At 62.1% G+C, this 15,555-nt stretch carries 12 protein-coding genes and 1 tRNA gene; 5 read left to right on the top strand and 8 right to left on the bottom strand.

Going from position 1 to position 15,555, the window contains the following annotated elements; genetic code table 11:
- Window positions 1-1,662: a flagellar hook-length control protein FliK gene (locus tag AEYBE204_RS39335; RefSeq protein WP_155908218.1), complete on the bottom strand. Its 1,662-nt coding sequence runs from the start codon at window positions 1,660-1,662 to the stop codon at window positions 1-3.
- Window positions 1,663-2,120: 458 nt separating this feature from the next.
- On the opposite strand from AEYBE204_RS39335, the gene flgK reads away from it, so the two are divergent.
- The 3 genes from flgK (at window position 2,121) to mnmA (ending at window position 6,880) form a co-directional block, all read left to right on the top strand.
- The gene (flgK, locus tag AEYBE204_RS24015; RefSeq protein ID WP_023460949.1) at window positions 2,121-4,244 is read left to right on the top strand and encodes a flagellar hook-associated protein FlgK; all 2,124 of its coding nucleotides are present in this window, start codon (window positions 2,121-2,123) and stop codon (window positions 4,242-4,244) included.
- A gap of 9 nt (window positions 4,245-4,253) precedes the next feature.
- Entirely contained in the window at window positions 4,254-5,171 is a 918-nt protein-coding gene (locus AEYBE204_RS24010; RefSeq protein WP_023460948.1) for a flagellin, read from the top strand.
- Window positions 5,172-5,680: 509 nt separating this feature from the next.
- On the top strand, window positions 5,681-6,880 hold the full coding sequence (mnmA, locus tag AEYBE204_RS24005; protein ID WP_023460947.1) for a tRNA 2-thiouridine(34) synthase MnmA: 1,200 nt from the start codon (window positions 5,681-5,683) through the stop codon (window positions 6,878-6,880).
- On the opposite strand, the gene AEYBE204_RS24000 is transcribed toward mnmA, so the two are convergent.
- From AEYBE204_RS24000 to AEYBE204_RS23985, 5 genes are all read right to left on the bottom strand, one after another.
- Window positions 6,877-7,371: a helix-turn-helix domain-containing protein gene (locus AEYBE204_RS24000; RefSeq protein ID WP_023460946.1), complete on the bottom strand. Its 495-nt coding sequence runs from the start codon at window positions 7,369-7,371 to the stop codon at window positions 6,877-6,879. The genes mnmA and AEYBE204_RS24000 overlap by 4 nt on opposite strands.
- A 238-nt stretch (window positions 7,372-7,609) precedes the next feature.
- Entirely contained in the window at window positions 7,610-8,110 is a 501-nt protein-coding gene (locus tag AEYBE204_RS23995; RefSeq protein ID WP_023460945.1) for a hypothetical protein, read from the bottom strand.
- Between the two features lie 197 nt (window positions 8,111-8,307).
- Window positions 8,308-8,457: a hypothetical protein gene (locus AEYBE204_RS40220; RefSeq protein ID WP_023460944.1), complete on the bottom strand. Its 150-nt coding sequence runs from the start codon at window positions 8,455-8,457 to the stop codon at window positions 8,308-8,310.
- Between the two features lie 349 nt (window positions 8,458-8,806).
- Window positions 8,807-10,066 carry a hypothetical protein gene (locus tag AEYBE204_RS23990; RefSeq protein ID WP_023460943.1) on the bottom strand — a complete coding sequence of 420 codons (1,260 nt, stop codon included), beginning with the start codon at window positions 10,064-10,066 and terminating at the stop codon, window positions 8,807-8,809.
- 84 nt (window positions 10,067-10,150) lie between these two features.
- Window positions 10,151-10,642, bottom strand: coding sequence for an Lrp/AsnC family transcriptional regulator (locus AEYBE204_RS23985; protein ID WP_023460942.1), 492 nt, complete (start codon window positions 10,640-10,642; stop codon window positions 10,151-10,153).
- A 166-nt stretch (window positions 10,643-10,808) separates the two neighbouring features.
- Here AEYBE204_RS23985 and AEYBE204_RS23980 point away from each other — a divergent pair, with 166 nt between their 5' ends.
- Both AEYBE204_RS23980 and AEYBE204_RS23975 read left to right on the top strand, forming a co-directional pair.
- Window positions 10,809-11,858: a glycosyltransferase gene (locus AEYBE204_RS23980; RefSeq protein ID WP_023460941.1), complete on the top strand. Its 1,050-nt coding sequence runs from the start codon at window positions 10,809-10,811 to the stop codon at window positions 11,856-11,858.
- A 90-nt stretch (window positions 11,859-11,948) separates the two neighbouring features.
- A tRNA-Met gene (locus AEYBE204_RS23975) sits at window positions 11,949-12,025 on the top strand.
- A gap of 133 nt (window positions 12,026-12,158) precedes the next feature.
- Here AEYBE204_RS23975 and AEYBE204_RS23970 read toward each other — a convergent pair.
- Window positions 12,159-13,388, bottom strand: a complete 1,230-nt coding sequence (locus AEYBE204_RS23970) for an MFS transporter (protein ID WP_023460940.1) — start codon at window positions 13,386-13,388, stop codon at window positions 12,159-12,161.
- A gap of 58 nt (window positions 13,389-13,446) precedes the next feature.
- The gene (locus AEYBE204_RS23965; protein WP_023460939.1) at window positions 13,447-15,396 is read right to left on the bottom strand and encodes a sialate O-acetylesterase; all 1,950 of its coding nucleotides are present in this window, start codon (window positions 15,394-15,396) and stop codon (window positions 13,447-13,449) included.
- Between the last annotated feature and the right edge of the window lie 159 nt (window positions 15,397-15,555).

Genomic DNA, 15,555 nt, shown 5'->3' with positions numbered 1-15,555 from the left:
CTAAACCAGTACGCTGAGCGACAGGGTCTGCGCGCCGCCATAGAGGCCGGCGTTCAGGTGTGCATAGAGGGTGGGATCGGTGGCGGTCTGGCCTTCGGCCTCGATTTGCGCCCCGATCAGGGAATTGGTGTTTGTGTCGGTGTCGGCCTGAGTGTGTTCGCGGCGCTGCCCCTGTTCGCGCGACGAGAAGCTCAGCGCGCCGTCTTCAAGCTGGAACCCGGCCTGCTCCAGCTGACGGCGCAGGTCGTCCTGACGGTCGCGGAACTGGCTTTCGGTCATCGGACTGTCGAAGTTCAGGGCGGCGGACAGCTTGCCGTCCGTGCCGATTTCCAGCTTCACCTCGACGCGGCCCATATCGGTCGGACGCAGCTCCATGTCGAAGGTCGTCGTCTTCTGACCGACCTTGCGCGTGATCTGGGCGCTCAGAGTGGCAATGTTTTCGATCGTGTGTTGCGCCAGCTGTGACGGCGAATAGGTCTGCGCGGTCGCCTCCTTGTGAGTGGCGGGTGCGAATTTCAGGCCGCTATCGGCGACGATTTGCGGCTGAAACACCGCCGGTGCGGTCGATTGAACCGGCGTGTTCGCCGGGGCGATTTCCGTCGTCAGGCCCGACGACAGGTTGGCCAGCAGGCTCGTCAACTTCGTCGAAGCAAGGGCCTCCTTCGGCGCATCCTTGGCGACCTCCACCGGGGCCGTCTCCTTCGTCTGCGCTTTTGCCTTGGATCGCGTGGCACGGGCGGCCAGCTCGGCCAGCTTCGGCGCGTCCTCGTCCGTCGGTTCGATGTTGTCCAGCGCCGCGACCAATGCGGCCTGAGCCTCGTCCGATGGGACGTCGGCGGCCTTTACGACCTTCGCCATCGGGTCGGCGAGACGTTCAGGGGCTTCGACCTTCGTCGCGTCAGCGGTTACCGGCACAATGACCGGGGCCACGATAACCGTGTCAGGGGTTACGACCGCTGCCTTCACGACATCGGCCTCAGCGCCTTCGGTCTTGGGCGCATCGACTTTTTTAGCCGGACCCTTCTGCGCCTTGGGTGCCGACTCAGTCGTTGGGACAGCCTCCGCCTCGATCCGAGGCATCGGCATGTCAGCTACCGGCGGAGCGACGACCTTTTCATTCGAAAGGGCGTCAGCGGGCGCAGCCGACTTTACCGAGGCTTCCCGCGTGCCCGGCGCTTTGACCGGCGCGGGCGCAAGTGATGGCGTCCCGACTGCCCGGATATCGGCCACGGCGTCAGACAGGTTGGCCGTTTCAGGCCGATCGAACTGAACCGAAGCGCTGGCCGCTTCAGATACCGCTTCCACGACCGAAGCTTTCAGGTCGGGCAGCGAGGCTTCAATCACAGCCGGTTTCGCTACGCCGTCGCTTTCGGCAGGTGCCTCTGCACCCGTCATCGCCTCGGACGCTTCGATTTCCTGCGCCTGCCACAGCATAAGCGGGCGGGACAGGGCCTGCCCCTTCAATGCCGTCGCTTCGGCGGTCGTATAGGTTTGCGTTGTCACCGTCTCGGTCGAGGCATCGACGCCCTTCATCACCCCGGCCAGAATGTTGTCAAACGCCGTCGCCGTCATTGCCTGACCGTCGCGCAGCATGGCGCCCGCGTCCTGAGGCAGGGCGGTGACGGCGCTGATCGCGGCAATCTGAATGGCGGGTGTGGTCAAGGCGGGATCACATACGAACGGAGCGTGACCGCGCATTTGGCGGCAAGTCAGGCAGGGTCTGGGTGAACGCCTTTTGCGGCCACGGATCGTCAGGTCCGCTTCGCAAGCCCCATGCCACACACAAATTTGTTGTTTTTATTGAACTTTTATTTTCCTGCCGGGTGAAATTTGCCGGGAGCGCGCCCGAACCGCCGGATCAAACTTGCCGGGTGCCGCCAAAACCTGCCCGATCTCATGTCGGTGCCGAAACATGCGAGCTCTTTTGCCCCGTGGCACCGTATTTGAACCTCTGCGATCAGTCTCTTTAAAAGTCCGTGTTGGGCAAAAGTCTAAGTCAATGAAAAATATGAGTAAAATTTTTGACACAATCCCAAAGGACGGGCAAATTTTGCCGGTTCGCGGGCAAGGCTTGCCTAAAGATGCGGCAATAGCTCTCAGAACGGGAGCAAAGGTGTAACATGTCGCTCAACTCGATCCTCAATATCGGCGTGTCCGGCCTGATGACGGCGCAAAGCCAGCTCAAAGTCGTCTCGGACAATATCTCGAACGTCAACACGCCGGGCTATATCCGCAAGGTCGGCGGTCAGGCCGCCCAGATCCTCGGCGGCAAGGGCGCGGGCGTTACCGCGACTCAGGTCACCCTGGCGGCGGACAAGTACCTGCAACAGGCCTCGCTCAAGGCCTCGTCGGCGACATCGCAGGCCGAGGTCTTTTACGAGATGTTCGACCAGATCCAGTCGCAGTTCGGCGACATCACCAATAAGAACGGCCTGTTCAATCTCGGCGACCAGACCCTGAGCGCCATCGCCACCGCGGCGGAAAGCACCAATTCCAGCGCTGCACGTCAGGAAGTGGTGTCCAGCCTGAAAAGCTTCCTCGACGAAGGCGCGCGTATTTCGGACGAAGTCCAGTCGGTGCGCGCCAGTGCCGACGGTCGCATCGCGACGGCGGTAAAGTCGATCAACGAACTGATCAAGAATATCTCGGACCTCAACCCGACCATTTCTCAGGCGATGGTTTCCGGCAGCGATGCCTCCGGCGCCCAGACCAGCCAGTCGACCTATATCGACCAACTGTCAAAGCTGATCGACGTTCAGGTGACGACCAATCCCAATGGCGGCGTTACCGTGCGCACGGCGTCGGGCATGACCCTGGCCGGGGATCAGCGGGCGTCGCTGAGCTATGTCCCGACCAACCCGGTCACGGCCGAAAGCAGTTTCAACTCGATCATCGTCACCGGCGCCAACGGCGAAAAGCGCGACTTCGCCGATCAGGTCGGTTCCGGCGAACTGCGCGGTCTGCTCGATGTCCGCGACAAGGATTCGGTCGCCGTCGCCGATCAGCTGTCCGAATATATGTCGGTCTATGCCGACAAGCTGAACGCCGCCCACAATGCCGCGACCTCGGTCCCCGCGCCCTCGTCCCTGACCGGCAAGGCGCTGAGCCAGACCCTGCCCGAAGCGCTGAACGGTTTCACCGGCACGACCAATATCGTCATCGCCAACGCAGACGGCTCGATCGCCCGCGAAGTCCAGCTCAACTTCTCGACCATGCAGATGTCGGTCGATGGCGGGGCTTCGACGCCGTTTTCGGCGGCCAGTTTCGAGAGCGATGTCAGTGGCGCTCTGGGGACCTACGGCTCGGTCAGCTTTGCCGATGGCAAGCTCAGCCTGTCGGCGGGCACGGGTTACGGCGTGGCCATCGCCGACGAAGCCACCGGCGGCTCGGACAAGCTCGGCAAGGGCTTCTCGCACTATTTCGGCCTCAACGACATCATAACGTCGGCGGGTTCCATCGACTACAATACCGGCCTGACGCCGACCGCGGCGCACGGCTTCGACAGCGGCACGGTCAGCTTCCAGCTGGCCAGCGGCGACGGCAAGAAGCTAAGCAATATCGACGTCAGCTTCCCGGCGGGCGGCAGCATGACCGACATGGTCAATGCCCTGAACGATTCGACCTCGGGGCTGGGCCGTTACGGCACCTTCTCGCTCAACCCGTCGACCGGTGCCTTGTCGTTCAAGGGCTTCGGCAACCCGGCCAATACGCTCAATGTCGGCGATGACACGACCGCGCGTCTGGGCAGCGGCGGGGCGTCGTTCAGCGACTTCTTCGGCTTCGGCGGGGTGGCCGCGGAACGCGCCAGCGGCCTGACCGTCAACCCGACGGTGCTCAGCAATCTCGACCGCCTGTCCCTGGCCAAGGTCAATCTCAACGCCGCTGCCGGCACCCCGGCGCTGGTGTCGGGCGACGGCACCGGCGGTCAGGCCATGGCCGCCATCGGTTCGGCCAGCGTCAGTTTCCAGAAGGCCGGGTATAATGCCGGCGGCACCTCGACCCTGACGCGCTACGCCGCCGACCTCGCCGGTCAGGTCGGCACGCTGGCCTCGACCGCCAAGAGCCGGATGGAGGGCGCGCAGGCCCTGTCCGCCGAAACCACCGCCCGCCGCAGCGCCACCGAAGGCGTCAATCTCGATGAGGAACTGATCAACCTGACCACGTTCCAGCAGGCCTACACCGCCTCTTCGCGCCTGATTCAGGCGGCGAAGGACATGTACGATGTCCTGCTCAATATGATTTAGAGGTAGATTATGCGTATCTCCACCGGACAAATCTGGAACTCGGCCCTGTCAAACCTGATGGCCGCGCAGAACCGTCAGAACGAGGCCAATAATCAGGTCTCGTCGCAGAAGATCGCGTCGGATCTCGGCGGCTACGGACGCACGTCCGAAGTCATCGCTGCCTATCAGTCGTCGTTCACCCGCACAAACGGCTATACGCAGGTCGCCAAGAGCGTGTCGGACCGCCTCGACAGCCAGAACATAGCACTGGAGCGCGCCGGGGACGGCCTGACCACAGCGAAGGAAGCGATCCAGAACGCTATTGCCACCGACAGCCTCGACTCGCTGATGACCTCGCTGCAATCGAGCTACATGGCCTTTGCCGACGGCATCAATTACAAGCATCAGGGCTCGTATCTGTTCAGCGGCGGTCGTGAAGACACCCTGCCGCTGGCCGCCAACAATCTCGACGAACTGGCCGCGACGACCTCGGCGACGGCCTTTTCCAACGGCACGGTGAAGAAGACATCGAAGATCGACGGCACGACCAGCCTGCAAACGGGGATGCTGGCCAGCGATCTGGGCGGGGAAGCCGCTGACTTGTTCCGTCAGATCAAGACCTTTGCCGACGCCAATCAGCCGATGACCGGCAAGATGACCGAAGCCCAGCAAACCTTTATGCAGGATATGTCGACCAAGCTGGGGGCCGCCTACGACAAGATGGTCGATGCCACCGCGCTCAACGGTACGTTCCAGAACCGCGTTGAAAACACCCTGACCTCGCTGGAGTCTCAGGCCTCAAGCCTCGAAAACCTGATCTCGGACAAGACCGACGTCAATATGGCCGAGGCCTATACGCGTCTGGAACAGGCCGATGTGGCGGTGCAGGCCTCGGCGCAGGTCGTCGCCAATCTGCGCAATACGTCGCTGCTCGATCTGTTGAGGTAGCGCTCTCACCGGAATGTGAGTTTTGCTCCGTGTCCGGACGGCGTATGATGAGGTTGTGGTTGATCCACATGAAAAGACCCCGTGTGGGGCCATCGGAATGTCGGCCGTTCACGTCCTAGGCACGAACCGCCCATTCGGGATGCAAAAGCAAAAAGGCTCCGTCGCCAGACGGAGCCTTTGTTGATTTCACCTATACCTCGCCCCTCTTCTACTCCCCCAGTTTACTGGGGTATAGCGCGGCGAAAGTACAGCTTTCGCAAGCGATGGGATCGATGCCGCAGGCAGCGAGACGGTGGGGGGCTCGCGTAGATGCCGCGCATGCATCTGCTGACCGATCTATGCGCTGTCACACCAGAGTAGGCCCCCCACCGTCTCGCCATCGCTTGCGCTCGGCGCGCCACCTCCCCCGGGACGCCGGGGGAGTAGAAAACGGAATTACGTTTCGTAACCTGCAAATAGTTTCGCCCTACCCCTACTCTTTTGGCTCCAAAAAGCTTATCTACGCGCTCATGAACGCCCCGATTGCCTGCCCCATTCCTGCCTTCGACACCGCCGACCTCGGTTCGGCGATCGAGGCCGTGCGGCAAAGCGTCGGCCTGCCCATCGGCGCGCGCGTCGTCGCGGCCATGTCCGGCGGCGTCGATTCCACCGTGGCCGCCGCGCTTCTCCACGCCGCCGGTTACGAAGTCGTGGGCGTCACCCTGCAACTCTACGACCACGGTCAGGCGCTCAAAAAAACCGGGGCCTGCTGCGCCGGTCAGGACATCCACGACGCCCGCGTCGCCGCCGAAAAGATCGGCATCAGCCACTACGTCCTCGATTACGAGAGCAAGTTCAAGGACTCGGTCATCGAGGAATTCGCCGATAGCTATCTGCGCGGCGAAACCCCCGTGCCCTGCATCCGCTGCAATCAGACGGTCAAGTTCCGCGACCTGCTCGACGTCGCCCGCGACCTGGGGGCCGAGGCGATGGCCACCGGCCATTACGTCGAACGCGCCGATACGGGTAATCGCGTCGAGATGCGCCGCGCCATCGATAAGAGCAGGGATCAGTCCTATTTCCTGTTCGCCACGACACGCGATCAGCTCGATTTTCTGCGCTTTCCGCTGGCCGGTATCCCCAAGCCGCAGGTGCGCGACATCGCCCGCCAAATGGGCCTGAGCATCGCCGCCAAGCCAGACAGTCAGGACATCTGTTTCGTCCCCGAAGGCAAGTACACGACGCTCATCGACCGCCTGCGCCCGCAAGGTCGCGAGGCTGGTGAGATCGTGCATCTGGACGGGCGCGTGCTGGGCCGCCACGACGGCATCACCGGCTACACCATCGGTCAGCGCCGCGGCCTGAATGTCGCGGTGGGCGAACCCCTGTTCGTCATCAAACTCGATGCCGCCACGCGCCGGGTCTATGTCGGGCCGCGCGAAGCCCTGCTGACGCGGGCGCTCGATCTGAAGGAAACCAACTGGCTCGGTGACGAGGACAGCCTGATCGCGGCGGCGCAAAACCAGCGCCCGGTGCTAGCGCGCGTCCGCTCGACCCGCCCGCCGGTCGCCGCGCATCTGGCGCTTGAGGGCGCGCAAATCCGCGTGGTGTTTGGCGACGGCGAAGAAGGCGTCGCCCCCGGTCAGGCCTGCGTGCTCTACGACCCCGAAGACGACGACCGCGTACTGGGCGGCGGCTTTATCGAGCGCACCCACGCCGTTCTGAATTAAAGAACGATACCCTTCTTTTCATACAGTTCGGCCAGGGTCAGCGCCTCGTCGTCGAATTTCAGCTTGAACACGTTCTGCGACGTCAGGACCGCGTCGCAATGCGTACAGTGCGCGGTCGTGTGCAGATCGTGCGCGCAATCGTCGTGCGCCATTTCGATGACGGCTTCCGTCTCATAGACGTGTTCGCGGCCCCAGCTATACAACGCCATAATGACGCCGAGCAGCCCCTGCCCCTTTGCCGTCAGAACGTACTCGTAACGCAGCGGGCGCTGGGAATAGGCTTCGGCGCGCATGATATCGAGCGCCACCAATCGTTTGAGCCGTGCCGCCAGCACATTGCGCGCCACGCCCAAACTCTTCTGCCATTGTTCGAAACGCTTATGGCCCATAAAGGCGTTGCGGATGATCAGCAGGGTCCACGGCTCCCCCACCAGATCGACTGAAGCCGCAATCGCGCATTTTTCCTTGGAATAATCGGCCGAACGTCCCATGAAGTCTTTCTTTTCTTATACGTCGCGACAGTGCCATCCTCACAAAGCCCAAGCGCCGGACACCGGAAAACGGGCCGTCGGGTACGCTGGAACTCATTGGAAAAACACTGATATTGCGTCGCAACATCCTACTGGATGCAAGACTTAAAGGGGCTTCTCTTTACGAAGCCCTAAGGAATACGGCTAATGAAACCTGTATTTCACAAGTTGCTTTCCGGGCATTAACCCCTTGCAACTCTTACGGGTTTAACGCGAACAGGGTCGCAACCGCGCGGCTGAGGCGGACGTCGTCACTACGGATGAAGTCCTGATCGAAACCCTTGCCTGTCCAGTGGATCAGGACCGTCATGCCTTCGTCCAGCGACAGGATCAGGCCATCGGTCGTCAGGCGCACGCCGTCCGTGCAATTGTCGGCAAAGGCGCCGCAATCGACCTTGTAATCGGCGGCGACCGCACGCTGGGCCTGCGGCGTCAGCTTGGCATCGAGGCTCATCACCTTGAGGTCTTCGGCACCTTCGGCGCGGTTCAAACGGATATAGACGCTTTGGCGGGCATCGTCGTCCTGGCTGAACCAGACATCGTCCTGACGACCATCGCCATCGAAGTCGCCTTTCAGCGGCGCGGCCAGACCGGCATAGGGCGCTTTCACGACATCGGCCTTCAGTTCCGCCGCCGACACGCTACCCGCGCCGAACAGAAGAGACACCACAGCCGCAGCCTGAACCAAACCCTTGAACATCCGTCGTTTCCTATGTCGCTTTTTGACGTCGGCGACTTTTTTGTCCTGCAATTACACAGGCAAAGCCGCTCTCCCTGTCTTAATGCAGGTTCCGTGCCATCACTGGCACAAAGGTTAACGCGGGTAAAGGGCTTTCGTTAACCAGATTGCGGTTTGAATTGCTTTGGGAATTCACATCTTTGTCAGATGCGTCAAAATCAGCGGCGACTGTCTGCCGACGGAGAGATGGCTTCCGCACTGTTCCCTTTTGACGCGAAACGATCGGCCGCGCGCGACGGCGCGATACGCACCCGATCGGCATTGAGACGCTGGGTCAGGGACTGAACCCCCAGGCTGAGCAGGATCATGGGACGACTCCGTTGCCGTGCGCTTCGATGCCATGAGAATAACTCGCAATAGCGGATTGGCAACCAGCTATTTCGTCACAGGCGATAAAGTTTTCGGGAGTTTCTTTCTAATACCTCCCCAGTTTACTGGGGAGGGGGACCGCACGAGATGACCGAAGGTCGGCGAGATGTGGTGGTGGGGGCCTGCGCTGTCGTTAAGGTGAGTAAATGGGCCGGAGATTGGCGCGCGGTATCTACGCGAGCCCCCCACCGTCTGCTCACTCCGTTCGCATCCCATCGCTTGCGAAAGCTATACTTTCGCTGACGCTATACCCACCGGCACGCCGGGGGAGTATGAAGGACTATGTTCTTAAGGCACCAGCGTGATTTCACCGATCACCGCGGGTTCCGGCGTGGGGTTCTTGATATTGCCCTTGTCGTCGAATTCCGACCATTGGCTGCGCGCGACGAAGATAAACTTGTCCCCGACGATCTGCCCGCCGGTCGGCTCCAGCATCTCATCGGTGCCGCGTAGCAGAACCTCGACCGACTCGACCTCGCCCCAGTCGGCGCTCATCTTCAGACGCAGGATGCGGTTCGGCTTGAAGCCGTTCTGCACGGCGATGATATCGTTGCCGTAGCGATAGAGCCCGTCCAGACCCAGCAGCACGGCGTTTTGCGGGGCACGCAGGCGCTTGATCGTCCCGGCCGCCAGATCGACGCGATAAAGGCCGGAGCTATAGTCCGCCACGATCAGCGCGGTGGCGCCCTCGTTTTCCGCCAGCCCCTGTGGCGAGCCGAGATAGCCTTCGGGGATCAGGACATCGAGCGTGCCCTGATAACCGGTCAGACGCAAAACTTCACCCGTATTGCCGTCAGAGACATACAAATCCTCTTTACCGAGCAGCATGTCCGACAGGCGACGGTCGGGTCGTTTGTTCTCATATTGCCCAAGTATCTTTCCATTGGACGGATCGACCTTGACGATCTTCGAGGCCAGCTTGGCATCGGCCTTATAACCGATTGTCTGGCGCGACGGGGCCGTCGAAGCCCACAGGACGCCGTCGCGCAAACCGATGGCATTGGCGGCGACCCCGGCGCGCAGGCCCAGCCGCTTTTCGATCCCGCCCGTCCCTACTGTGCCGACGATACCCATGCGGAGCGCCGTGGCGAACAGCGTGCCGTCTTCGGCCACCGCCACGCCCTCGATCAGGTTCAGGTCGCCGATTTCTGTTCGCATGGTCAAGGCGCCTTTTTTTGACGCGTTTTCGACCTGCATCGATTCCAGTTCGGCGTCCCAGACGGCCTCGAATTCCGTATAGCGCTTGAGATCGACGACCATACCGCGCCGCAGATAGGTGACCAGATGCGCCCGCGCCAGAGTCTTGCGCTTCATTTCCAGTTCGACCTGCGCCTTGAGCAGCAGGATCGACGGCGAATCCGGCAGAATGTCACCGGCCTGAGTGATCAGGTCGAGCGCCTTTTGGCGTTCGTTCTTCTGCAAAGCCGCTATGCCTTCGGCGCGCAGGGCGCGAAACTTGCCGAGATCGGAGGCCGGATCGACGTTCTGAGCCTGAGCCGTGGTGGCCAGCAATACCAATGACGCCAGTACGGGGGTCCAGACCTTCATCGTCGAGCCTTTTGCAGTGAATGTGCATATGCAAAAAAGCCGCCGATTATGACTGGATTATGGCGCGCACCGCACTTTCGCTCGTTAAGCATCCGCCTCAGGTACGACCAGTTTCAACGGCAGGGCCGAGGTCGTCTTGACCGAGCGGATGACGATGCGACTCTCGATCGCCGAAACGAGGTCGGACGCCAGCAGCTTGTCGCGCATGAAGTCGTCATAGGCGTGCATGTCGCGCGTCACGATACGCAGCATATAGTCCTCGCGTCCGGTCACCGTGGCGCACGAGACGATCTCCGGCCATTCGGCCAGCCGCGCCTCGAAGGCCTCAAGGTTTTCGCGCGACGGCAGGGACAGCTTGACGGCCGCATAGACCTCGAAGCCCAGCCCCAGAAGGTCGGGATCGAGGATCGTCACGCGCTTCCGAATGACGCCGATATCCTCCAGTCGCTTCAGGCGGCGCCAGCACGGCGATGGCGACAGATTGACCTTTTCCGCGATCTCGGCGACCGACAGGCTGGCGTTTTCCTGCACCAGAGTCAGGATACGCGCATCGAGTTCGTCAATATCCGCGGACACAGTCGTTTCCCCTCACACCACATTTACGCAAAACCTTTTCCATAAAGGCGCATTTTTCAAAAAAATCCACCCCAACCTTACTATAAACTGTCACAAATCCTAAAAATCGTCTCAAAAGTCACAGATCGCAGGCTTTCCGTGCTGTGAAATACCGGCTAGATCAAACATGAACACGGCGGGAGCCTATATGCGCGTACTCAATCTCATGCTGGCCAAGGGCCGCGGTGGTCTGGAAACCATGTCGCTGCGCTACCATCAGGCGCTGAAAGGCGAAGGGTTCGAGATCCTCAGTGTCGGCCATTCGGACGGCGTTTTGTGCGATAAACTGCCGCGCGATCAGGTCAGGGTTCTCAATACGAAATTCACCGGCTCGCCACTGGCGGCGCTGAAACTGAAAGCCATCGCCAAAACCTTCAAACCCGATATCGTGCTGGCGCACGGCAACCGCGCCATCACCCTGGCCGTGCATGGCTGGGCCGATCTGGCCCCAGAAACCGTGGCCGTGGTGCATAATTTCCGCTTCAAACCCGACATTGCCAAGGTCGCTGCCGCCATCGCCGTCTCGCCCGCCGTCGCCGAAGCGCTTAAAACGCGTCAACCGAAACTGCACGTACACGAGCTGGAAAACTTCACGCCCCTGACCATGCATCCGGTCAAACCGTTCCCGCTCGATATACCCGTCATCGGCGCGCTGGGGCGATTGCACGTCAACAAGGGTTTCGACGTGCTGATCCGAGCGGTGGGCCTGTTGCGCGACCGCGACGTCGACGTGCATCTGAGCATCGCCGGGGACGGGCCGGAAAAAGACAATCTGCATAAGCTGGTCGATCAGCTGGGCTTACAGGCTCTCGTCGGTTTTCCCGGCTGGATCGAACCGGCGGACGGCTTCATGGCGACGTGCGACCTGTTCGTCCTGTCGTCTCGGGTCGAGCCGTTCGGGCTGGTGCTGGCCGAAGCCATGGCGGCGGGCGTGCCGGTAATTTCCACCGGCATCGACGGCCCGCGCCATATCCTGAAGGACGGCGAACTGGCGCAGCTTGTCCCGCCGGAAAGCCCTGAGGCTCTGGCCGATGCCATCGAAACGGTTCTGGCCGACTGGATGCCGGTCCTCGATCGCGCCTATCATGCGCAGGCCCACGCGCTGGAAACCTATGGCCTGATCGCCGGTCGGGCGCGTTTGAGCGCGCTTATCAACGCATTTGGTGGGCAAAACTGAAAAAGCGGGCTTGAACGGGCTGCGCAATTTGGATATAGGCGGGCCTCTTCATATCGGAGCGTCGCTTTAAGCCGCTGCGGACGTGAAAACGGTTGGGTAGCTCAGATGGTTAGAGCGGTGGATTCATAACCCACAGGTCGGCGGTTCGATCCCGCCTCCAACCACCAATTCCCCCAGTTTACAACGAACCGCCGATATTTGGCTTGTTTGCTGACGCAAACATTTTTGGCTTGTTTGCTGACGCAAACGGGGGTTCGATCCCGCCTCCAACCACCACTTCTCTCTTAAAGCGCCTCGCCCTTAGATCGTTTCAGACCGCGATGTGCTATAGACCCGGCTGAAATGCAGGCAGAGAGTCGCCACCACATAGATCGTCCCCGACACCCAGAAGATGGCGACATAGGACTGCGTGAACTCCAGTATCACGCCCGAAAACAAGGCCATCAGGATCGCGCCCACCGCACCGGCGGCACCGCCGATGCCGACGACGCTGCCGACGACCGTTTTCGGGAACAGGTCCGACGGCAGGGCGAGCAGGTTGGCGGAAAAGGCCTGATGCGCGGCGGCGGCCACGGCGACGATCGCCACCGACAGCCATAACCACGGGCTGAACGGCACCACCACCAGCGGCAGGATCAGCACCGCACACACCGCCATGACCGACAGGCGGGCGCGACCGACCGAAAAGCCTTTACCGATCAGCGCCGAAGATGCCCATCCGCCCGCGATGCTCCCAATATCGGCCACGACAAAGATCAGGAGCAGCGGCAGGCCGAACACGCCGAGGTCCAGCTTGTGATTGCGGTAAAGGAAGTCGGGCAGCCAGAACAGATACAGCCACCACACCGGCACCGTCAGGAACTTGACGACGATATAGGCCCAGGCGCGCCGGTCGTGCATCAGGCTGAGAAACATCGCAAAGGTCAGGCGCGGCGCGGGGGCTTCGGCATCCACGACGGGCGGGCGGCGGTAGATCAGAAGCCACAGGCCGAGCCACAGAAAGCTCAGCGCGCCCGTGACGATAAACGCGCCGCGCCAGCCGAACGCCTGTGTGAGATAGGGCACCAGCGCCAAGGTCAGCAATGCCCCGCACGAGGCTCCGGCATTGAACAGCCCGATGGCCAGGGCGCGTTCCTGCGGCTGAAACCATCCCGAAATGGCCTTGAGGCGCGCCGGGAACGTCCCGGACTCTCCGACCCCCAGAATGAAACGGACCAGGCCGAACTGCGCGACGGTACTGGCGAGCCCCAGCGCCGTATGCGCCAGCGCCCACACCGTAAAGGCGACGGCATAGCCCCGGCGCGCGCCGAAGCGGTCCATCACCGGCCCGAAGGTCAGGAAGCCGATGACGAAGGCCGCATGAAAGGCGATGACCACACCGGAATAGTCGAGCTCCGACCAGCCGAGTTCCGCCTGCATCATCGGTTTGAGCAGGCCGAACATCTGACGGTCCATATAGGTCAGGCAGCAGGCCATGAATATCAGGCCCACGACCCACCATCGCGCGCGGTGCTGGCCCGCTTCCGTCATCGATACCGCCCCGTTTTCTTTTTTATGCGGCGATCATGGCGCAAGGCACAGGCCTTGTCTATGGTATGGCCATCGCAAACGGCACGACCGGCAGGCCGCTTTTGCCGTAGAGATTGACCGGCGGCGAGCCTTGCCACGCGTAACGAACCTGACGCGCCTTGGCATCTGCGGGTAGGACGATGCTCTCACCTTCGACGCGCGCGGGCACGAAACGACAGACCCCTGCCCCGTCGCACAGCTCGAACGCCGTGGCGTCGTGCGATCCGTAGGCGATCAGGCTGCCGCCGGTCGAGCCGAAACGCACCCGGATGCCGTCGGCGGTCGTTTCGATGGCGACGGGTGACGGCGCGGGCAGAATCTGGCGCCCATAGGCCAGACGCAGCATGTCGTTGCCTAGACGCGCGCCCACCTCGTCCTTATGTGCCGGATGGATGTCGTAGGACACCCCCAGATCGATCAGCACGCTCAGCGCCATGTGCGGGTCTTTGGCCACCGTCAGACGCTGGGCCTCGCGCAGTTTCGGCCAGTCGCCGTCCGACGGCACGGCGGCGCGCGGTCCATAACCGGGCAATTGCGCGATGACGATCGGCAGATCGGGATCGTTGAAAAAGCGCCGCCACGACGCCGCCCAAAGGGTTAGAAGCTCGCCATAGCGCCCAGCGTCGCTGGTATTGGTCTCGCCCTGATACCAGGCGACGCCTTTGATCGGAAAGCCGCCCAGCGGCGCGACCATGCCGTTCCACAACATGCTGACGCCGCGCGGTGCGGCCCACGGCACGAAGGGCGGCTCGGTTTTCCAGTCGCGGCGCGCCGTTCCGGTCCGGTAGCGCCACGGGCCGCTGAGATCGATGGCGGGCGCGCCTGACAACTCCAGCCGCACGTCACCGGCCTTGCCCATCAGCCCGCCCGCCCCGCGTTCGTCCAGCACGCGGATGGCGATGACGTTGCGCCCGGCCTTCAGGACACCGGCGGGTATCGCATAGGCGCGGGCCTCGCTGCCCAGCAGGGTCGCGCCGACGACGGTGCCATTGATCCACACCTGATCGCGCTCGTCGATGCGCCCCAGTTTCAAAATCGCGGGTTTGGATGCCTGATCCGCCGTCAGGTCGAGGCTGCGGCGGAACCACATCAGGCCGTCGAAACTGCGCAGGGCCGCAATGCCCGAGCGTTCCCACACCCCCGGCAGCGGGATTTCCGGCCACGCGCTATCGTCGAACCCGGCGGCGGCATAGGCTACGCCGGGATCGACCGCCTGCGCCCAGGCGTCGGTCGCCGTGATCAACTCGGCCGTCGCGGCCTTGGGATCGTCGGCATAGCGCCCCAGACGCTTCACGTCCGCGCTATAGGCGGGCAGGGTCTGCAAGGCGTCCGGCGACATCCAGTCTTCGAGCGAGGTGCCGCCCCACGAGGCCTGAATGAGACCGATCGGCGCGCCGGTATTGGACGCGGCCATCGTCTTCGCCATATGCCAGCAGGCCGCGGAAAAGTCCGGCAAACTGTCGGCTCCGGCCAGAGCCCAGCCGAGTTCCGGCGTCACAAAGCGGTCGGCGCGGGCACTGGCGGTGCGTTTGACCTTGAACAGCCGCACCGGCTTGCCCTCGCCTTCTTCGGCGGTGCGCTTGGGGTAGGATGTGTCGTTCACCGACAGGTCCATATTGGACTGCCCCGAACACAGAAACACATCGCCCGCCACGACATCGTCCAGCCGCAACGGCGCACCGCCCGCGAGAGCGACCTCAAGCGTCCCGCGCGCCCCGTCGGGCACCGGCGGCAGGGTGGCCGTCCAGCGTCCGTCCGGCCCCGCCTTGGCGCTAACGGTTAAGGTCGCGAACCGCACATTCACCGTCGCGCCCGCCGGAGCGTCGCCCCTCACCGTGACGGCCTTGCCGCGCTGAAGCACCATATGCGGCGTGAACAAAGGGTCGAGCCTGAGCGCCGTTTCACCGTGCGCCGGTACCGTCGCCAGCGCGGTCAGCGCCGCACCCCAAAACAAACCGAACCTGATCATTTGCGTCTCCCTGACGTCTGTTTATGCCCTTATGCCATATCAGCGACAGGACGTTTTCAGAATATGTACGCCAAAAAGATACCGGTGTCTATTTTTTGAACGCGACTTAGACCTTGGTCTAATCCCTATAAAACATAACAAAAATTGGCATATAAGATT

The organism is Asticcacaulis sp. YBE204, assembly GCF_000495855.1.
In the GTDB taxonomy this organism is placed as follows: Bacteria; Pseudomonadota; Alphaproteobacteria; order Caulobacterales; family Caulobacteraceae; genus Asticcacaulis.
The sequence above is the reverse complement of the archived record's forward strand: the minus strand, read 5'-3'. Positions and strand labels throughout refer to the sequence as shown.